The sequence below is a fragment of the Paraburkholderia kirstenboschensis genome, assembly GCF_904848585.1.
GTDB lineage: Bacteria > Pseudomonadota > Gammaproteobacteria > Burkholderiales > Burkholderiaceae > Paraburkholderia > Paraburkholderia kirstenboschensis.
This window is the reverse complement of sequence record NZ_CAJHCR010000010.1, coordinates 41,163-60,435: the sequence shown is the minus strand read 5'-3', so window position 1 is coordinate 60,435 and position 19,273 is coordinate 41,163. Positions and strand designations below refer to the sequence as shown.

The window sequence follows — 19,273 nt, the reverse complement described above, 5'->3', positions numbered from 1 at the left end:
ATCTCCCGCTCAGTGGGCGCGCGAAAGATACGCGTTGAAGCCGTGGTCGAGATAGGCATTGAGCGGCAGGTCGTCGCTTAACATGGCGGCATCGATATCGGCGAGTTCAGCCGTACGCTGCTGGTCTTCCCAGTAGGCAATGCCCACGAGGCTCACGACGAGCGCGGCGAGCGGCCACGCGAGCGCGAAGCGGCGCAGCGGCGAACGACGGCGTTGCGGCAGTTCGCCATGCGACAGACCGGCGGGCATGCCAGCTCCGGCGAGAGCAGGCACGAACACCGGCGCGCTCACGGTTTCGGGCTTCTTGCGGGCAAGCGCGGCGCGACGCGCCGCAGCGAGTCGATCGACGGTGGCGGGCGGAATGCTGGCGGCGTTTTCGTCGAGCGCGCGGCGCACCTGGCGCGCGAACTCGAGTTCTTTTGTTTCAAGGGAGCTCATAGCGTGATTCCTTTGGCCTTGAGCGCTTGCGCCAGCGTGTGAGTGGCCCGCGAACAATGTGTCTTCACACTGCCTTCGGAGCAGCCCATTGCGGCGGCAGTCTCGGCGACATCCATATCTTCCCAATAACGCATGAGAAACGCCTCCCGTTGACGTGCCGGTAACTTTTGGATCTCGTCGTCGATCATCTGCAAGACCTGTTCGCGTTCGAGCTTCTGCTCGTTGCTCTCGGCGCCTGCCGAGCCCTGCTGGGCCTCGAACGTTTCCAGCGGATCGAATTCGTCGTCGTCGGCATTGCCAAGCGACGAGAACAGACTGACCCACGTATTGCGTACTTTCGCACGACGGAAATGGTCGTGCATCGCATTCTGCAGAATACGCTGAAACAGCAGCGGAAGCTCGGCCGCGGGACGGTCGCCGTATTTTTCGGCGAGCTTGATCATCGCGTCCTGCACGATGTCCAGCGAGGCGTCGTCGTCCCGCACGGCGTAGACCGTCTGCTTGAATGCGCGCCTTTCGACGCCCGCCAGAAAATCGGCGAGTTCCTTGTCTGATGCCATCCGTTTGGGGGTCGGCGCAGCGAGCGTGCGCGTAATCGGTCGAAAAATGTCGTAAAACTCGCGGATGCTAACAAACTTTTGCGAAAGCAGGGGCGAAACCTGGGCCGCCTGGCATCGTCATGACGATGCGAGCCGGTCAGAAGAGCGCCTCAGGGACGGGCATTCGGGCAATATTTGCTTGACCGCGCGGGCGTCTGCCGCTATCGTCGCTGGTTCGCAACATAAGTGACTTGTCTCATTGAGGTGTGGCCCAAGAAGCTCACCTGTCAACTGGACGCGCCGCTTGAACCCGAGCCACAAGCCCGGCAGAGAGCACCCGATCAATTTTTTGCCGAAAATTCGAAAGGTGAATTGAATGAATATGCCCAGCGCGGAATTCTCCACGTCGGATACCACTCCACAACACGAAGCTGACTCTATCGGCGCCACCGTGCTCATGAAGGCACTGGCCGACGAAGACGTCGAATTTGTTTGGGGCTATCCCGGCGGCTCGGTACTCTACATTTACGACGAGCTGTACAAGCAGGACAAGTTTCAGCACATTCTCGTGCGTCACGAGCAGGCCGCGGTTCACGCCGCCGACGCCTATTCGCGTTCCACCGGCAAGGTCGGTGTGTGCCTCGTGACTTCCGGCCCCGGCGTCACCAATGCGGTGACCGGCATCGCCACCGCCTACATGGATTCGATCCCGATGGTCGTGATCAGCGGCCAGGTGCCGACTGCCGCGATTGGCCAGGATGCGTTCCAGGAGTGCGATACGGTCGGCATCACGCGTCCCTGCGTGAAGCACAACTTCCTCGTGAAAGACGTGCGCGACCTCGCCGCCACCGTCAAGAAAGCGTTTTACATTGCCCGTACCGGCCGCCCCGGCCCGGTGCTGATCGACATTCCGAAAGACGTGTCGAAGGCGCCTTGCCAGTACGACCCGATCAAGACTGTGTCGCTGCGCTCGTACAACCCGGTCACGAAGGGCCACTCCGGTCAGATCCGCAAGGCTGTTTCGCTGCTGCTCTCGGCGAAGCGCCCGTACATCTACACCGGCGGCGGCATCATCCTGGCCGATGCATCGCGTGAGCTGAACCAGTTCGCCGATCTGCTCGGCTATCCCATCACCAACACGCTGATGGGTCTGGGCGGCTACCGCGCGAGCGACAAGAAATTCCTCGGCATGCTCGGCATGCACGGCACGTACGAAGCCAACATGGCGATGCAGCACTGCGACGTGCTGATCGCAATTGGCGCGCGCTTCGACGACCGCGTGATCGGCGACCCGGCGCACTTCGCGTCGCGTCCGCGCAAGATCATTCATATCGACATCGATCCGTCTTCTATTTCCAAACGCGTCAAGGTCGACATTCCGATCGTCGGCGACGTGAAGGAAGTGCTGAAGGAACTGATCGAACAGTTGCAAACGGCCGAGCATGGCCCGGACACCGCGGCGCTTGCCGACTGGTGGAAGGACATCGAGGCCTGGCGCGCGAAAGACTGCCTGAAGTTCGACCGCAAGAGCGACATCATCAAGCCGCAGTACGTGGTGGAAAAGGCGTGGGAGTTGACCGACGGCAATGCGTTCGTCTGTTCCGACGTCGGTCAGCACCAGATGTGGGCTGCGCAGTTCTATCGCTTCAACAAGCCGCGCCGCTGGATCAACTCGGGCGGCCTCGGCACCATGGGCTTCGGCCTGCCCGCAGCGATGGGCGTGAAGATGGCGCACCCCGACGACGACGTGCTGTGCATCACGGGCGAAGGCTCGATCCAGATGTGCATCCAGGAGCTCTCGACCTGCAAGCAGTACGAGACGCCTGTGAAAATCATTTCGCTGAACAACCGCTATCTGGGCATGGTGCGCCAGTGGCAGCAGATCGAATACAGCAAGCGCTATTCGCATTCGTACATGGATGCGTTGCCCGATTTCGTGAAGCTCGCCGAGGCATACGGTCACGTCGGCATGCGTATCGAACGCACGGCCGACGTCGAGCCGGCGCTGAAGGAAGCGCTGCGCCTGAAAGATCGCACGGTGTTTCTCGACTTCCAGACCGATCCCACCGAAAACGTCTGGCCGATGGTACAGGCCGGCAAGGGCATCACCGAGATGCTCATGGGTTCGGAAGATCTATAACGACGGCGCGTTGAGTTAAACGCGGTGCCGGCTTCGTCATGCGCGCCTTCATGAAAGGCGACAAGCGGACGAAGCGGCGCGAACCGTTCGCAGACATCGACAAACATCTGGAAGAAGCGAATCATGAGACACATTATTTCCGTCCTGCTGGAAAACGAACCGGGCGCGTTGTCACGCGTGGTGGGTCTCTTCTCGGCACGCGGCTACAACATCGAAACCTTGACGGTGGCTCCGACCGAAGACCGTTCGCTGTCGCGCATGACCATCGTCTCCATTGGCTCGGACGACGTGATCGAACAGATCACGAAGCATCTGAACCGCCTGATCGAGGTGGTGAAAGTGGTCGACCTTACCGAGGGCGCCCACATCGAGCGCGAGCTGATGCTGATCAAGGTGAGGGCGGTCGGCAAGGAACGTGAGGAGATGAAGCGGATGTCGGATATTTTCCGCGGCCGCATCATCGACGTCACCGAAAAGACCTACACGATCGAACTGACGGGCGCAGCCGACAAGCTCGACGCCTTCATCGAAGGGCTCGACGCCACAGCGATTCTCGAAACGGTCCGCACGGGCAGTTCGGGCATTGGGCGCGGCGAGCGCATTCTGAAGGTGTAACCCGCTCCGCTTCGATCCGGCCGGGTGGCGTTCATTACTACCCGGCCTTGCAACACAACATTCGCAGTATCTGAATCTCTCTGAATCATCCGAATCTAGCCAAGGAACCGACATGAAAGTTTTCTACGACAAGGACGCCGATCTCTCCCTCATCAAGGGCAAGCAGGTCACCATCATCGGCTATGGCTCGCAAGGCCATGCGCACGCGCTGAACCTGAACGAAAGCGGCGTGAACATCACGGTCGGTCTGCGCAAGGGCGGTGCATCGTGGAGCAAGGCTGAAAACGCCGGCCTGCAAGTCAAGGAAGTGGCGGAAGCCGTGAAGGGCGCGGACGTCGTCATGATGCTGCTGCCGGACGAGCAGATCGCCGAAGTTTATGCGAAGGAAGTGCACGGCAACGCCAAGCAAGGCGCGGCGCTCGCGTTCGCGCACGGCTTCAACGTTCACTACGGTCAGGTGATCCCGCGTGCCGATCTGGACGTGATCATGATCGCGCCGAAGGCGCCGGGCCACACGGTTCGCGGCACCTACACGCAAGGTGGCGGCGTGCCCCACCTGATCGCCGTTGCGCAAGACAAGTCGGGCGCGGCACGTGACATCGCTCTGTCGTACGCGGCAGCGAACGGCGGCGGCCGTGCGGGCATCATCGAAACGAACTTCCGCGAAGAAACGGAAACCGATCTGTTCGGCGAACAGGCCGTGCTGTGCGGCGGTACCGTCGACCTGATCAAGGCCGGTTTCGAAACGCTGGTTGAAGCGGGCTACGCGCCGGAAATGGCGTATTTCGAATGCCTGCACGAACTGAAGCTGATCGTCGACCTGATCTACGAAGGCGGCATCGCGAACATGAACTACTCGATCTCGAACAACGCCGAATACGGCGAGTACGTGACGGGTCCGCGCATCGTGACGGCTGAAACGAAGAAGGCGATGAAGGCCGTGCTGACCGACATTCAGACGGGCGAGTACGCGAAGAGCTTCATCATCGAAAACAAGGCTGGCGCACCGACGCTGCAATCGCGCCGCCGTCTGACGGCCGAGCACCAGATCGAGCAGGTCGGCTCGAAGCTGCGCGCAATGATGCCGTGGATCGCGAAGAACAAGCTGGTCGACCAGTCGAAGAACTAAGAAGTCCGTTTTATCGTCTCATACCGGCGCGGCGCACCGCCGCATGCGTCGGTAATGCAAAAAGCCGCCCGAGGGTGCTGAACCCCGGGCGGCTTTTGCTATCCTACGGTTTTACGTGCGACACGCATGCTCGTGTCCGTCAGCCCCACGTTACGGGGCATCGACTAGAGGGTTATTGAGGAAGGTCTTGACTGGACTCACCATGCCCTCCGCAGGCGGCTCCCTTGTGAGCTGCACTTTAAGCAGTAGATGTGTCCTTATGGACACACCTTGGTAGTGAACACGGGACACGGCGCAGTCTGCCGTCAACCGTATTGCATTGACCTGATTACCGTCAGGTCCCGCCCAGTCAGCGGCTTCATCTCCGCCGACAGGGCGGGGTGGTGTTTGCAATTCCCGCGCCTTCGGGCAACGGAGTCGCTAAACGACACGAGCGAAAGCTCGGCGTGTCATTGTTCGGCCTCGCTGGCTGAATTGGCGAGGGTAGTGAACCTGCTGTACGACCAGCAGTAGCCTAGGAAGACATGCGTCACTGGCAACGGTGAGGTGTGAAGCTCTTCTGACAATGTACCCCCCGGAAGTTCGGGCAGATGGTGGCTGTGAAACGACCATCTGGAGACTCCCAGCAGCAACGGGGTTGAGGGGCTAGGCTGGCTGATACGGTTAACGTAAGTGAACTGCTGATAAACCTCGTAAGTAGGACGGTGCCAAAGCTGCTGGTAGGCATCAACCAAAAAGGTGTGCGGTCGGATAGCTCGCTGTAAATTCGGGCTACGTCGTCTTCGGACCGCCGGGGAATAGGCAGAACCTAAGTCAGTCGTGTGACATGCCGGGAACGTGGTAAGGCTGTATGGTTGCCGGAGCAGTGAGGCTGGCAGGCGGACCGTGAGGAACGCTGTTAATTGTGCAGGTAGAGGACGACGGAAAAAGCGAAGGCCGGGCTGTAATGGTCCGGATAGGGGTTGAGACATCACCTCACGCGAAAGCGGGCAGACTTCCGTCTGGTCTACCGTCGCAAGACGGCTGACTGACCTTTAGCTGGAACTGGTGATTGCTGGCGGCTTCTTAGTCGTCAGTGCTTGTTGTTTACCCCCTTGCGGGAGCAGATCGCTCCCGCAAGGGGTGATCTGTTCTCCGCCCGGGATTCACTTCTTCGAGTAGGAGAGCAGCATGAAAGTATCTGGCCGAAAGACTGGATCTGCGCTTTCCCACGCGCCGGACAACTGGTACGCCGTAGATTGGCGACGGGTTGAACGGAACGTGAGAGGGATGCAGATACGAATTGCGAAGGCGACGCGGGAAAGTGACTGGCGCAGGGTGAAAGCCCTGCAACGGATGCTGACCCGCACGTTGTCCGCGAAGCTGTATGCGGTACGACGTGTTACGCAGAACCAGGGTGCGCGAACGGCGGGAGTCGATCGTGAACTGTGGGATTCGCCTGAGAGCCGATGGGAAGCCATCGGCAGGTTGAAGCGGCGCGGATATAAGCCTCTGCCATTACGGAGAGTCTTTATCCCCAAGGCCCATGGAAAAGAACGCCCTCTGGGCATTCCAACCATGCGGGACAGGGCGATGCAAGCTCTGTATCTGCTGGCTCTGGAGCCGGTGTCGGAATCGACGAGCGACGCGAACTCGTATGGGTTCAGGCTGAACCGCTCGACGGCTGACGCCATGTCGCAGATTTTCGTCGCCATGTCCCAAAAGGGCTCAGCCCGCTGGGTACTGGAGGCGGATATCAAAGGCTGCTTTGACCACATCAACCATGAATGGCTGGAGAACCATGTCCCTATGGACAAGGAGATCCTCCGGAAGTGGTTGAAGGCTGGCCTGATTTATAAAGGTCAGCTACAGGCGACTGAGGCTGGTACGCCGCAGGGAGGGATCATCTCCCCGACGCTGGCGAACGTGACGTTGAACGGGCTGGAGCGTGAACTGATCGCGCACCTCGGTGCGAAGTTCGGGATCGCAAAGGCGAAGAAGCTGAAAGTGAATGTGGTGCGGTACGCGGATGACTTCGTGATTACCGGTGACTCGCAAGAGGTGCTGGAGCAGGAAGTTCGGCCTTGGGTGGAAGCATTCCTTGCCGTTAGAGGATTGCAACTTTCCGAGGAGAAAACACGGATCACGCACATTGACACAGGCTTTGATTTCCTTGGGTGGAATTTCCGAAGGTACTCGGGAACGCTACTCATCAAGCCGAGCAAAAAGAACGCGCAAGCGTTCTATCGCAAGGTGGCGGAAACGATCAGCGGTAACAAGACGGTGAAGCAGGCGAGTCTGATCCGGCTGCTGAACCCGATGCTACGAGGCTGGGCGCGGTATCACAGTCCTGTAGTAGCCAAAGAGGCGTACAGCCGCATGGAGTCTTTGATTTTCCGGAGGCTCTGGCGGTGGTCTAAGAGGCGGCATCCGAGCAAGAGTGCCGACTGGGTGAGAAAGAAGTACTTTCACTCAGAGGGCAGCCGACACTGGGTGTTTGCTGTTCCAGTGGTTCGTGAAGCAGGAAAGGGGTTACTTGAGCTGTACCAGATCAGCGGTACCGAAATCAGGCGACACAGAAAGGTCAAAGGGGCGTTCAACCCATTTGACCCAGAGTGGGAGCAATACGGCGAGCAGTTGCGCGAGGCACGCATGGAACATTCGATGCGACACCGGCGACAATGGGTCTCGTTGTACATGTCACAGAGCGGATTGTGCGCGCACTGTGGATGCGCTCTGACGAAGGAAACCGGTTGGCATGACCATCATCTGGAATATCGGATGCATGGTGGATCGGATGCTCTTTCGAACAGGGTTTTGCTTCACCCGGACTGCCACCGGCAAGTGCACGCAGGTAAAATTGCAGTAACTAAGCCGGCCCGGGACTAACCCCGGGCTTTGTTTGTAGATTTGAGCCGTATGCGGGGAAACTCGCACGTACGGTTCTTAGGGGGCTCCTCTTCCGCGAGGAAGGGGGGCTACCCTCCAAAAATACTGAAGCCACCCATGAATTACCCACATCCGATCATCGCGCGAGAAGGCTGGCCGTTCATCGCCATCGCGGCCGTCGTTGCATTACTGGTTCACGCCTTCGCGGGATTCGGCTTTGCGTGGCTCTTCTGGCTGATCCTGATCTTCGTCGTGCAATTTTTCCGCGATCCGGCGCGCCCGATTCCGACTCAGGCGAATGCCGTGCTATGCCCGGCCGACGGCCGTATCGTCGCAGTTGAAACCGCGCATGATCCGTACGCCAATCGCGAAGCGCTGAAAATCAGCGTGTTCATGAACGTGTTCAATGTCCATTCGCAGCGCTCGCCCGTCGACGGTGCGATCTCCAAGGTCGAATATTTCCCCGGCGCATATCTGAATGCCGCAGTGGAGAAGGCTTCGCTCGAAAACGAACGCAATGCAATCGTGATCGAAATGGCCGGCGGGCAAACGGTCACGTCGGTGCAGATCGCCGGTTTGATCGCGCGGCGCATTCTTTGCTATGTACGTGCTGGCGAGCCGCTTTCCCGCGGCCAGCGCTATGGCTTTATCCGCTTCGGTTCGCGCGTCGATGTGTACCTGCCTGTGGGTAGCCGTCCGCGAGTGTCTATCGGCGAGAAGGTGTCGGCGTCGTCCACGATCCTCGCTGAACTGTAAAGCGGCACAAAGGAGATTGTCCGAATGGCCGCATTCAAACCGCGCCGACCGCGCACCAGTGGACCGTTACCGCGTCCGTTTCGCCGCAACAAGCCGATCGTCACGGATTCACCGGTGGTGGAGAGTCGCCGCGCCCAGCGTCAGCAATTCCTGAGAAAGCGCGGTATCTATCTGCTGCCGAACGCGTTCACCACGGCGGCGCTTTTCTGCGGCTTCTTTGCCGTCGTCCAGGCGATGAACGTACGTTTCGAAGTCGCGGCAATCGCGATCTTCGTGGCCATGGTGCTCGACGGCATGGACGGCCGCGTCGCCCGTATGACGCATACGCAAAGCGCATTCGGCGAGCAGTTCGACAGTCTGTCCGACATGGTGTCGTTCGGCGTTGCGCCGGCGCTCGTCATGTATGAGTGGATCCTCAAGGACCTTGGCCGGTGGGGCTGGCTTGCGGCGTTCGTCTACTGTTCGGGCGCGGCGTTGCGGCTTGCGCGCTTCAACACCAACATCGGCGTGGTCGACAAGCGCTTTTTCCAGGGCATGCCGAGCCCGGCAGCCGCGGCGCTGATCGCGGGCTTCGTGTGGCTTGCCACCGACAACCGCGTGCCGCTCAAGCTCGTCTGGCTGCCGTGGGTCGCTTTTGTGCTGACGATCTACGCGGGCGTGACGATGGTGTCCAACGCGCCGTTCTATAGCGGCAAGGCGCTCGACGTGCGGCATCGCGTGCCGTTCGGCGTGATTCTGCTGGTGGTCGTGGCATTCGTGCTGGTGTCGTCCGATCCGCCGCTCATGCTGTTCGGCCTGTTCGTGCTGTACGGTCTGTCCGGCTATGTGTTCTGGGGCTACCAGGCTTTACGCGGCAGGGCGAATCCGGCTCGTTCGGTCGCGCACGACAGGTAGCCTGGTGTGCATGCACGCTGCTCACTCGTAGTGTAAGAACTCGCGAAGTATCGAAACGGCGGCCTTCGGGTCGCCGTTTTCATTTTCCGATGCCGCTTGCAACCTCGCTCCAACGCGCGCCGCGTGGAGGTTTGACGTCAATTGCACGGCGAAGGGAATGCCGCTATAGTCGTTGGATGACTGCGTCCGCGTTGGCTTTTTAGCCGCAGTAGAGGCGGCGTGGGCGGCGCGGCAACACGGGCCACGATCGCGGGCCACGTTCGGGCCACAACTGAGCCACAAAGAGCCACGACCGACCCGCACCGCAAACCCGACACGCCGGCGCATTGATCGCGCTGACCGCCGCACCGACCGGTTCGCGCCCGTTCCGCTTCATACATGGTCGAGCGTTGCTTGCGGCGCTAACGGCGGCGGCATCCACATTCCAATATCCGATTCCCACAATTGAACGACTCCGCAGGAGACTCGACATGTCCGACAAACTGATCATATTCGACACTACGCTGCGTGACGGCGAACAATCGCCCGGCGCGTCGATGACGAAAGAAGAAAAAATCCGTATCGCGAAGCAACTCGAACGGATGAAGGTCGACGTGATCGAGGCAGGCTTCGCGGCAAGTTCGAATGGCGACTTCGACTCGATCCAGACAATCGCGGGTCTGATTAAAGAGAGCACGGTGTGCTCGCTTGCCCGCGCAAACGACAAAGATATCCAGCGTGCAGCCGACGCGCTCAAACCCGCTGAGCGTTTCCGCATTCACACGTTTATCGCCACGTCGCCGTTGCACATGGAAAAGAAGCTGCGCATGACGCCGGACCAGGTGTTCGAGCAGGCGAAGCTGGCGGTTCGTTTCGCCCGGAAATTCACCGACGACGTCGAGTTCTCGCCGGAAGACGGCAGCCGCTCGGACATGGACTTCCTGTGCCGAGTGCTGGAAGCGGTGATTGCGGAGGGCGCGACCACCATCAACATCGCGGACACCGTTGGTTACGGCGTGCCCGAACTCTACGGCAATCTCGTGAAGACGCTGCGCGAGCGCATTCCGAACTCGCACAAGGCGGTGTTCTCCGTGCATTGCCATAACGATCTCGGCATGGCGGTGGCGAACTCGCTGGCCGGCGTGCAGATCGGCGGCGCACGTCAGGTCGAGTGCACGATCAATGGTCTCGGCGAGCGTGCGGGCAATACGTCGCTCGAAGAAATCGTGATGGCCGTAAAGACTCGCAAGGACTATTTCGGCCTCGAACTCGGTCTCGATACGACGCAGATCGTGCCGGCTTCGAAGCTGGTATCACAAATCACCGGTTTTGTCGTACAGCCGAATAAGGCCGTGGTGGGCGCGAACGCATTCGCGCACGCGTCCGGCATTCACCAGGACGGCGTGCTGAAGGCGCGCGACACCTACGAAATCATGCGCGCGGAAGACGTGGGCTGGAGCGCAAACAAGATCGTGCTCGGCAAACTGTCGGGGCGCAATGCGTTCAAGCAGCGTCTGCAGGAGTTGGGCATCGCGCTCGACAGCGAGGCCGAACTGAACGCGGCGTTTGCCCGCTTCAAGGAACTGGCCGACCGCAAGGCGGAGATTTTCGACGAGGACATCATCGCGATCGTCACCGAAGAATCGGCTGAGGCGCAGCAGAAAGAGCACTACAAGTTCCTGTCGCTGTCGCAGCATTCCGAGACCGGCGAACAACCGCATGCAAAGATCGTGTTCGCGATGGACGGCAAGGAGATCACCGGCGAGGCGTGCGGCAACGGTCCCGTGGATGCCACGCTCAACGCAATCGAAACGGAAGTGGGCAGCGGCTCCGAGTTGCTGCTTTACTCTGTGAATGCGATTACCACCGGCACTCAGGCGCAGGGCGAAGTGACCGTGCGGCTTTCGAAGAGCGGGCGCATCGTCAATGGCGTGGGCACGGATCCGGATATCGTGGCGGCTTCCGCGAAGGCTTATATCTCGGCGCTCAACAAGCTCTATTCCAACGTCGACAAGGTGAATCCGCAACGTTCCGAATGAACTCGCGGCAGCGGCTCATGCGTTGCCGTCACTAGAAAATGATGCCCCGCGCCTTGAATGGCGCGGGGCATTTTTTATTGCCGCATGCTCGTCTCGCTCGTTTGCCGCAGTCTCCCCACGTTACTCGGTCGCCGCACGTCGCATCGACCAGCCGCGCGCAGCGCGTGCCTGACCTCGCACCTGATGCCGCACTTCGACCGCAATGCCGCGGCGTGGCGCGTCCTCGACAAAGGTATCGAGCAGTTCACGCACATCGTGGTCGACGAAATCGGCGCGCGTCGCATCGACTATCAGCGTCGCGCCGTCGGGAATCTGCTGCAGGTAGTGCTTGAGCGGCACCTTGCCGAGAAACGACACGTCCTTGCGGAACGACAGCAGGTAATGATCGCCGTGTTGCGCAAGCACGATCGGACGGCGCAGATTCGCATACAGCGCAAGCAGCACGCTGCACAGAATGCCGAGCACGATGCCGATCAGCAGATCGGTCGCGAGCACGCCGACCAGCGTGACGATAAACGGCGCGAAGGGGGCAAACCCCTGTTTTGCGACCGCGACGAACAGCGACGGCTTGGCGAGCTTGAGCCCCGTGTAAATCAGGATCGCGGCAAGACAGGCGAGCGGAATCAGGTTGATGACGCTCGTCAACGCAAACACGCTGACGAGCAGCAGCACGCCGTGAATGATCGCCGACAGACGGCTTTGTGCGCCGGCATGCACGTTGGCGGAACTGCGCACGATCACCGCCGTAATCGGCAGGCCGCCTATCGCGCCCGCAATCAGATTGCCGACGCCTTGGGCCTTCAGCTCACGATCCGGCGGCGCGGGACGCCGTTCGGGGTCGATCTGCTCGACCGCTTCGAGGCTCAACAAGGTTTCGAGACTCGCGACGATCGCAAGCGTGATCGCGACGCGCCACACGTCCGGGTTGACGAGTTGCGCGAAATGCGGCCCGAAATCGGCCCACTCGAGCGCGACGCTCAACGCCGCGAACGATTCCAGCGACGGCAACGCGACGCGATGTTCCGCCGGCGGCGCGAGCGACGGCGCCAGCATGTGCAGCAGCAACGTGGCGCCGATACCCAGCAGCACGACCGCGAGCGGAGCGGGGACGATGCGCACCAGCGCAAAGCGGCGCATGGGGCGCGTTTCCCAGCCGATCAGGATCGCCAGAGACAGCAGCGTGATCACGCAGGCCACGAGCGAGACCGAGCCGAATGGCGCGACGATCGTGCCGGCAGCTTGCGCTGCGGCGGGCGCGCCGTTTGCCGCTTGTCCGGGGACCAGCCCGAGCGCAAGCGGGAACTGTTTGACGATCAGCAGCACGCCGATCGCGGCGAGCATGCCCTTGATGACCGGCGACGGCACATACGCCGCGAAACGGCCCGCCTTGAGCATTCCTAAGCCGAACTGGATCGCACCGGACAGCAGCACGGCCGCGAGGAACGCCGAAAAGCTCCCGAGCTGCGCGATCCCGTCGACGACAATCACGACGAGACCGGCCGCCGGTCCGCTGACGCTCAGGCGCGAGCCGCTGAGAACCGCGACCACGAGGCCGCCGACGATGCCCGACACAAGTCCGGCAAACGGCTCGACGCCCGACGCGTTGGCGATGCCGAGACACAGCGGCAGAGCCACGAGGAAAACGACGGTGCCCGCAAGCACGTCGCGCTGAAATGTCGAAAAGAAAGCTCGAAGGTTCATGGTGTCGGTGCTCAAATGAGTGATGCCTGATCGCAGGCGAAGGCTGAACCGGATAGGCCCCGAACGCGGATGCGCATCAGGCGGCGCTATGGGCGGCGGTCTCGCAGGTCATTGCGTCGTCGGCCTCGTAACCGGACGCGAGCACCTTGATGCGCCCGTCTTCGAGCGCGAAGATCCAGCCGTGCACGAGCGGCGCCGTCTCGGCATCGCGTACGATCGGATTCGCACGAAGTCGGCTCACCTGTTCGAGCACGTTCAGTTCGGCGAGGCGGTCGACGCGCTCACGTTCGCTCGCGTGTGCGTCGAGTTCGTCGCGATGATTCCTGGCGAGTGAACAGAGCGGCGCGATACGGCGATTTACGTGCGGCAGGCCCGGGTCGGGCGGCAACAACGAGGCGCGTACGCCACCGCAGCCGTAATGTCCGCAGACGATCACGTGGCCGACCTTCAGCACGCGCACCGCGTATTCGAGAACGCTCGCGGAGTTGTCGTCGTCGGGATTAAACAGGTTGGCAATATTGCGGTGTACGAACAGGTCGCCCGGCTCGCAGTGCGTGATGGTTTCGGCCGGCACGCGGCTATCCGAGCAGCCGATCCACAGCACGTGCGGATTCTGTCCGCGTACCAGATCGCGGAAAAACTCGGGGTTGCGCTCGGCGGTTTCATGCGCCCATGCGACGTTGGCGACAAGAAGGCGTTTGGGACGATTCATCGATAGCGGCTCCGTAAAGGGCGCATCGTCCGGTGCAGGAATCACGGCTGTGCCGTGTGGTCGCGCTCGTTGTTCCGCAGTCGGACCGGCATCGGATCAATGCTTACAAAAGCCTTTCTATCAAAAAATTAATTGCCTGTGTGTGAAATAAAATTCGTCGCCATGCGAAATAAATAAAAAAAAGCCGCTCTCGGGAGCGGCTTCGGGAGATGCATGGTTAGTGACTCGCAGCGCAAGGCTAGAACATGTTGCGGCGGTCCGGATCATGCAACGGATCCGGCGATTTTTGCGTGAGACGCAGCACGCCTTGATCGTCGAAATAGAAGCTGAACATCATGTACCAGTAGTTGTCCTCGAGATAGCGATAGGTCCAGACCTCGCGCTTCATCAGCGGGAAGTAGGACGTCTCCACCGGGCGGCCGAAGTTCACCAGCACGTCGCTTCTCGTCCACTTGCCGATTTCGGAGCGATAGAACTCGTTCGGCTGCAATACCTGGCGGACGTTCACGATCTTGCCGGAGGCGTCGACGTCCGCAGCGGTGGTCGTTTCGCCCATCGGCTGGGTCGGCCACATCAGCCGTTTGCCGCCGTTCGGCAAATCGTAGCTTTCGCGCGGCGGGCCGAGGCGCGCGACGATTGTCGATTCGTCCGCGCCCGCCTGGTATTGCTGCCAGGGCTGCGCGCAGCCGGCGAGGGCGAGCGCGCTCAGGCACACGAGCGCCGCGCGGCGCACGCGCCCGGCAGCCGGCGCCCCGATCAAGGCCGCCTTACGGTGATGCCGGTTCAACATGATTCCTCCGATGGCTTTCAAGTGGCGTTTTTATCATCATCACGGATTATTTTGACACGCGCCGCCGTAAAAGATTTGCGGTGCGCACGCGTTTGCCGGGCCCCACGATAACGGCTGGAGCGGCTTGCTTATTCCGTCGCCGACGCCCTATGATCCGCGCTTCGACGAATCAGACGGAACGGACGATGGCGAAGTGGCAATGGAAGACGGCCGTGGCATTGGCGGCACTCTCGGTGACAGTGGCAGCGGCCTGCGCTGCCGCGGCGCAAACGGCGCAAACGGCGCAAACGGCGCAAACGGCGCAAACGGCGCAAACGGCGCAAACGGCGCAAACGGCGCAGACGGTGCGGACGCCAGAAGCCGCGCCCACGCTTACAGGCGCGCCGATCCAACTGGCGCTGATCGAAGGCATGTCAGGTCCGTTCGCAAACGCCGGCGCGGCAGTGGAGCGCAATCTGCGCTACGGCGTCGAACAGGTGAACGCGCGCGGCGGTGTAAAGCTGGCGGACGGCGCTCACCCGCTCGAGCTGGTCGTGCTGGACAGCAAGGGCGGCACCGAAGAGGCGCTGACGCAACTGCGTGCCGCAGCCGACCGCCACATCGGTTATATCCTGCAGGGCAACAGTTCGGCGGTCGCGGCAGCGCTCATCGGCGCGATCGACAAGCAGAACAGCCGCGAGCCGGGCAACCGCGAGCTATTTCTCAATTATTCCGCCGACGACCCGGCACTGACCAACGCCAATTGCAGTTTCTGGCACTTCCGCTTCGACGCGCATGCGGGTATGCGCATGGACGCGCTTGCCGACGTGATCCAGCACGACCAGACGGTGAAGAAGGTATATCTGCTGAATCAGGACTACAGCTTCGGCCACGACGTGAGCCGTCTCGCGCGTTCGGCGCTGTCGGCGAAGCGTCCTGACATTGCGGTGGTCGGCGACGAGTTCCATCCGATTGGCCGCGTGAAGGATTTTGCGCCGTATGTCGCGAAAATCCGCGCGAGCGGGGCGCATGCCGTCATTACCGGCAATTGGGGCAACGACCTCACACTGCTCGTAAAAGCGGCGCGCGAGCAGGGGCTCGACACGAAGTTCTACACGTTCTACGGCAACAGTCTCGGCGCGCCGGCCGCGTTGGGCGACGCGGGCGTCGGGCGCGTGATCGCCGTCGCGGACTGGCATCCCAATGCGGGCGGCGCGGCCTCCGATGCCTGGTACGAGGCGTTTCGCGCTCGCTTCCCAGCCGCGCAGGACGACTACCCGGTATTACGCATGCCGCTGATGATCGAAACCCTGGCCGCGGCGATGAATCGCGCGAAAAGTGCCGATCCTACGGCGGTCGCACGGGCGCTCGAAGGCATCCGGTTCGACAACGGCTTCCACCCGTCGTGGATGCGGGCGGACGATCATCAACTGATCCAGCCGCTTTACGTGATGGAAATGGATAAAGTCGGCACGCGCGGCGTGCGCTTCGATAACGAGGGCTCCGGCTTCGGTTTCCGCACGGTGCTGGCGTTGCCGGCGGAGCGCACCGTTCCACCGAGCGTGTGCAGGATGAAGCGGCCGTGAAGCGCCGTTGCCCGCGCCTGCGCGGTGTCGTCCGCGGCCGCTGTCTGGCGCGGCACCGCAGGGTTCGCGGCGGGATCGCGCTGTGCTACAATACGCGTCCCGTTGCGGTACCGGCTGTCATGCAGGTGTCTGGCAGCGCTAGTTCGCACGGGTAACCCACGGCACGGCCTTTCTTCCGTGACCGCCTGTCTAGTTCTCAAGGAAATCGACATGTCCGCAGTTGATACAAGCAAGAAGTCCGAAGTCGTTGCGCAATTCGCACGCGCAGCCAACGACACCGGCTCCCCCGAAGTTCAGGTCGCGCTGCTCACGACCCGCATCAACGAACTGACCGTTCACTTCAAGGCACACGCGAAAGATCACCACAGCCGCCGCGGTCTGCTGCGCATGGTGAGCCGCCGCCGCAAGCTGCTCGACTACCTGAAGGGTAAGGACGCGGATCGTTACCGCGCACTGATCGAGAAGCTGGGTCTGCGTAAGTAATCGGCCAGTCGTTCAGCAAGATGCCTGTGTCAGTTCCACTGATACAGGCATTTTGTTTTTGCGCGGTGCGCTTCATGTGGGGCGCACAGCCTGTAGTCCGCCGCGGCGTGCCGGTTCATGCGGCGGGGCAGTAAGCAGTAAAAGCAGTAGAAAAAGCAGCAAATATAGAAACATGGCCGGGCTTCAGGGCGGAGCTTTGTGTCATTCCAGCGATTCGCGCGCTTAGTCGACGTAAGCAATGCAGACGGCGCAGAGCGTGGCTCTCTGGAATGGCATAACACTACTCTTCCCATGCGGCGCCGGTCCTGGCGTTGCCGCGCCGCTTCTGGTCCGCGCGGCATAACGATGAGGAAAAGCAATGACTATGTTCAGCAAGATCGTCAAAGAATTTAAGTGGGGACAACATAACGTTCGCCTCGAAACCGGCGAGATCGCTCGCCAGGCGAGCGGTGCGGTGATCGTCGACGTCGAAGACACCGTGGTTCTGGCGACCGTGGTCGGCGCCAAGACGGCCAAGCCGGGCCAGGACTTTTTCCCGCTGACCGTCGACTATCTCGAGAAAACGTACGCTGCCGGCAAGATTCCTGGCGGCTTCTTCCGCCGCGAAGGCCGTCCGTCTGAAGGCGAAACGCTGATCTCGCGCCTGATCGACCGTCCGTTGCGCCCGCTGTTCCCGGAAGGCTTCTACAACGAAGTCCAGGTCGTGATCCACGTCCTGTCGCTGAACCCGGAAATCCCCGCTGACATTCCTGCGCTGATCGGCGCGTCGGCGGCGCTCGCCGTGTCCGGTCTGCCGTTCAACGGCCCGGTCGGCGCTGCACGTGTGGCCTATATCAACAACGAATATGTGTTGAACCCGACGCGTCCGCAAATGAAGGAATCGGCGCTCGACCTGATCGTCGCCGGCACGGAACGCGCGGTGCTGATGGTGGAATCGGAAGCGCAGCAGTTGAGCGAAGAAGTGATGCTCGGCGGCGTGGTGTTCGGCCATGAGCAGATGCAAATCGCGATCGACGCGATCCACGATCTGGTCCGCGAAGGCGGCAAGCCTGAATGGGATTGGCAACCGGCCGCGAAGAACGAGCCGCTGATCGCGCGCGTGACGGAACTGGCGCAAGCCGAACTGCTCGCCGCTTACCAGATCCGCGACAAGCAGGCGCGTTCGACCAAGCTGAAGGAAATCTACGCCGCAGTTTCCGCGAAGCTGGAGCAAGACGCGTCGGCAAGCGGCACCGTGGCGGCCGACAAGGCAACTGTCGGCAACGTGCTGTTCGACATCGAAGCGAAGATCGTCCGTACGCAGATCCTGAACGGCGAGCCGCGTATCGACGGCCGCGACACGCGCACCGTGCGCCCGATCGAAATCCGTACCGGCGTGCTGCCGCGTACGCACGGTTCGGCACTGTTCACGCGCGGCGAAACGCAGGCGCTGGTGGTGGCAACGCTCGGCACGAAGGGCGACGAGCAGAACATCGACGCGCTCGAAGGCGAATACCGCGAACGCTTCATGCTTCACTACAACATGCCTCCGTTCGCGACCGGCGAAACGGGCCGCGTCGGTTCGCCGAAGCGCCGTGAAATCGGTCACGGCCGTCTGGCCAAGCGCGCGCTGGCTGCGTGCCTGCCGAGCGCCGACGAATTCGGCTACTCGATCCGCGTCGTGTCGGAAATCACGGAATCGAACGGCTCTTCGTCAATGGCTTCGGTGTGCGGCGGCTGCCTCGCGCTGATGGACGCCGGCGTGCCGATGAAGGCGCACGTCGCCGGCATCGCCATGGGCCTGATTCTGGAAGGCAACAAGTTTGCCGTGCTGACCGACATCCTCGGCGACGAAGATCACCTCGGCGACATGGACTTCAAGGTGGCGGGCACCGAGCAAGGCGTGACCGCGCTGCAGATGGACATCAAGATCCAGGGCATCACGAAGGAAATCATGCAGGTCGCCCTCGCGCAAGCGAAGGAAGGCCGCATGCATATCCTCAGCAAGATGACCTCGGCGGTGTCGGGCGCGAACACGCAATTGTCGGAGTTCGCACCGCGCATGATCACCATCAAGATCAATCCGGAAAAGATCCGCGACGTGATCGGCAAGGGCGGCTCGGTGATCCGCGCGCTGACGGAAGAAACCGGCACGACGATCGATATTTCGGACGACGGCGTCGTGACCATCGCGAGCACCAGCAGCGAAGGCATGGCCGAAGCGAAGAAGCGTATCGAGAACATCACGCTTGAAGTCGAAGTGGGTCAGGTGTACGAAGGCACCGTGCTCAAGTTGCTCGATTTCGGCGCGATCGTGAACATCCTGCCGGGCAAGGACGGACTGCTGCACATCTCCGAAATCGCCAACGAGCGTATCAAGGACATCAACGACTACCTGAAGGATGGCCAGCAAGTGAAGGTCAAGGTCATCCAGACGGACGAAAAGGGTCGTGTGCGTCTGTCGGCAAAGGCGTTGCTGAACGACGGCGCGCCGAGCGCGCCGCAAGGCGAGCCGACGCCGCAGTAAGGCGGTAGCGGCACAACGGCCGGCAGCGCGTATGCGCGCCGGCCGTTTTTCATGATGGACGCAGGGTGGATTGCGTTGCAGACGGATCTGGTTTGGCAAGCGAATAACCGGGTCGAATG

The 19,273-nt window shown here is 61.3% G+C and carries 15 protein-coding genes; 10 read left to right on the top strand and 5 right to left on the bottom strand.

Features of this window, described 5'->3' with window-relative positions:
* Positions 1 to 9 precede the first annotated feature (9 nt).
* Together JMY24_RS23475 and JMY24_RS23470 are read right to left on the bottom strand one after the other, a co-directional pair.
* Positions 10 to 438: a DUF3619 family protein gene (locus JMY24_RS23475; protein WP_128586923.1), complete on the bottom strand. Its 429-nt coding sequence runs from the start codon at positions 436 to 438 to the stop codon at positions 10 to 12.
* Positions 435 to 998, bottom strand: coding sequence for an RNA polymerase sigma factor (locus tag JMY24_RS23470; RefSeq protein WP_027801291.1), 564 nt, complete (start codon positions 996 to 998; stop codon positions 435 to 437). The genes JMY24_RS23475 and JMY24_RS23470 overlap by 4 nt, the downstream gene beginning before the upstream one ends.
* Positions 999 to 1,353: 355 nt before the next feature.
* Here JMY24_RS23470 and JMY24_RS23465 point away from each other — a divergent pair, with 355 nt between their 5' ends.
* The 7 genes from JMY24_RS23465 (at position 1,354) to JMY24_RS23435 (ending at position 11,397) form a co-directional block, all read left to right on the top strand.
* Positions 1,354 to 3,117, top strand: a complete 1,764-nt coding sequence (locus tag JMY24_RS23465; protein ID WP_128594713.1) for an acetolactate synthase 3 catalytic subunit — start codon at positions 1,354 to 1,356, stop codon at positions 3,115 to 3,117.
* 123 nt (positions 3,118 to 3,240) lie between these two features.
* Positions 3,241 to 3,732: an acetolactate synthase small subunit gene (ilvN, locus tag JMY24_RS23460; protein ID WP_020069570.1), complete on the top strand. Its 492-nt coding sequence runs from the start codon at positions 3,241 to 3,243 to the stop codon at positions 3,730 to 3,732.
* A gap of 112 nt (positions 3,733 to 3,844) precedes the next feature.
* On the top strand, positions 3,845 to 4,861 hold the full coding sequence (ilvC, locus tag JMY24_RS23455; RefSeq protein WP_128594714.1) for a ketol-acid reductoisomerase: 1,017 nt from the start codon (positions 3,845 to 3,847) through the stop codon (positions 4,859 to 4,861).
* Positions 4,862 to 6,031: 1,170 nt separating this feature from the next.
* Entirely contained in the window at positions 6,032 to 7,729 is a 1,698-nt protein-coding gene (gene ltrA / locus JMY24_RS23450) for a group II intron reverse transcriptase/maturase (protein ID WP_128594715.1), read from the top strand.
* 117 nt (positions 7,730 to 7,846) lie between these two features.
* Positions 7,847 to 8,485, top strand: a complete 639-nt coding sequence (locus JMY24_RS23445; protein WP_128586920.1) for a phosphatidylserine decarboxylase — start codon at positions 7,847 to 7,849, stop codon at positions 8,483 to 8,485.
* A gap of 24 nt (positions 8,486 to 8,509) precedes the next feature.
* A complete protein-coding gene (gene pssA / locus JMY24_RS23440) occupies positions 8,510 to 9,379 on the top strand; it encodes a CDP-diacylglycerol--serine O-phosphatidyltransferase (protein WP_027776653.1) in 870 nt (289 codons plus the stop codon).
* Between the two features lie 470 nt (positions 9,380 to 9,849).
* Entirely contained in the window at positions 9,850 to 11,397 is a 1,548-nt protein-coding gene (locus JMY24_RS23435) for a 2-isopropylmalate synthase (protein ID WP_201703005.1), read from the top strand.
* A gap of 120 nt (positions 11,398 to 11,517) precedes the next feature.
* On the opposite strand, the gene JMY24_RS23430 is transcribed toward JMY24_RS23435, so the two are convergent.
* From JMY24_RS23430 to JMY24_RS23420, 3 genes are all read right to left on the bottom strand, one after another.
* Entirely contained in the window at positions 11,518 to 13,098 is a 1,581-nt protein-coding gene (locus tag JMY24_RS23430; RefSeq protein ID WP_128594717.1) for a SulP family inorganic anion transporter, read from the bottom strand.
* A 76-nt stretch (positions 13,099 to 13,174) separates the two neighbouring features.
* On the bottom strand, positions 13,175 to 13,810 hold the full coding sequence (locus tag JMY24_RS23425; RefSeq protein WP_128586916.1) for a carbonic anhydrase: 636 nt from the start codon (positions 13,808 to 13,810) through the stop codon (positions 13,175 to 13,177).
* A 238-nt stretch (positions 13,811 to 14,048) separates the two neighbouring features.
* Positions 14,049 to 14,600: a hypothetical protein gene (locus tag JMY24_RS23420; protein WP_201703003.1), complete on the bottom strand. Its 552-nt coding sequence runs from the start codon at positions 14,598 to 14,600 to the stop codon at positions 14,049 to 14,051.
* 185 nt (positions 14,601 to 14,785) lie between these two features.
* Here JMY24_RS23420 and JMY24_RS23415 point away from each other — a divergent pair, with 185 nt between their 5' ends.
* From JMY24_RS23415 to pnp, 3 genes are all read left to right on the top strand, one after another.
* Complete coding sequence (locus JMY24_RS23415; protein WP_201703001.1) at positions 14,786 to 16,165, top strand: branched-chain amino acid ABC transporter substrate-binding protein; 1,380 nt, start codon at positions 14,786 to 14,788, stop codon at positions 16,163 to 16,165.
* A gap of 210 nt (positions 16,166 to 16,375) precedes the next feature.
* A complete protein-coding gene (rpsO, locus tag JMY24_RS23410) occupies positions 16,376 to 16,648 on the top strand; it encodes a 30S ribosomal protein S15 (protein WP_006048211.1) in 273 nt (90 codons plus the stop codon).
* A 358-nt stretch (positions 16,649 to 17,006) separates the two neighbouring features.
* A complete protein-coding gene (gene pnp, locus JMY24_RS23405; protein ID WP_193425015.1) occupies positions 17,007 to 19,154 on the top strand; it encodes a polyribonucleotide nucleotidyltransferase in 2,148 nt (715 codons plus the stop codon).
* Positions 19,155 to 19,273: the final 119 nt, after the last annotated feature.

What these genes read in the sequence shown, in the direction of transcription:
- JMY24_RS23475 (WP_128586923.1), bottom strand. Translation starts at nt 438, where the DNA reads ATGAGCTCCCTTGAAACAAAAGAACTCGAGTTCGCGCGCCAGGTGCGC.
- JMY24_RS23470 (WP_027801291.1), bottom strand. Translation starts at nt 998, where the DNA reads ATGGCATCAGACAAGGAACTCGCCGATTTTCTGGCGGGCGTCGAAAGG.
- JMY24_RS23465 (WP_128594713.1), top strand. Translation starts at nt 1,354, where the DNA reads ATGAATATGCCCAGCGCGGAATTCTCCACGTCGGATACCACTCCACAA.
- ilvN (WP_020069570.1), top strand. Translation starts at nt 3,241, where the DNA reads ATGAGACACATTATTTCCGTCCTGCTGGAAAACGAACCGGGCGCGTTG.
- ilvC (WP_128594714.1), top strand. Translation starts at nt 3,845, where the DNA reads ATGAAAGTTTTCTACGACAAGGACGCCGATCTCTCCCTCATCAAGGGC.
- ltrA (WP_128594715.1), top strand. Translation starts at nt 6,032, where the DNA reads ATGAAAGTATCTGGCCGAAAGACTGGATCTGCGCTTTCCCACGCGCCG.
- JMY24_RS23445 (WP_128586920.1), top strand. Translation starts at nt 7,847, where the DNA reads ATGAATTACCCACATCCGATCATCGCGCGAGAAGGCTGGCCGTTCATC.
- pssA (WP_027776653.1), top strand. Translation starts at nt 8,510, where the DNA reads ATGGCCGCATTCAAACCGCGCCGACCGCGCACCAGTGGACCGTTACCG.
- JMY24_RS23435 (WP_201703005.1), top strand. Translation starts at nt 9,850, where the DNA reads ATGTCCGACAAACTGATCATATTCGACACTACGCTGCGTGACGGCGAA.
- JMY24_RS23430 (WP_128594717.1), bottom strand. Translation starts at nt 13,098, where the DNA reads ATGAACCTTCGAGCTTTCTTTTCGACATTTCAGCGCGACGTGCTTGCG.
- JMY24_RS23425 (WP_128586916.1), bottom strand. Translation starts at nt 13,810, where the DNA reads ATGAATCGTCCCAAACGCCTTCTTGTCGCCAACGTCGCATGGGCGCAT.
- JMY24_RS23420 (WP_201703003.1), bottom strand. Translation starts at nt 14,600, where the DNA reads ATGTTGAACCGGCATCACCGTAAGGCGGCCTTGATCGGGGCGCCGGCT.
- JMY24_RS23415 (WP_201703001.1), top strand. Translation starts at nt 14,786, where the DNA reads ATGGCGAAGTGGCAATGGAAGACGGCCGTGGCATTGGCGGCACTCTCG.
- rpsO (WP_006048211.1), top strand. Translation starts at nt 16,376, where the DNA reads ATGTCCGCAGTTGATACAAGCAAGAAGTCCGAAGTCGTTGCGCAATTC.
- pnp (WP_193425015.1), top strand. Translation starts at nt 17,007, where the DNA reads ATGACTATGTTCAGCAAGATCGTCAAAGAATTTAAGTGGGGACAACAT.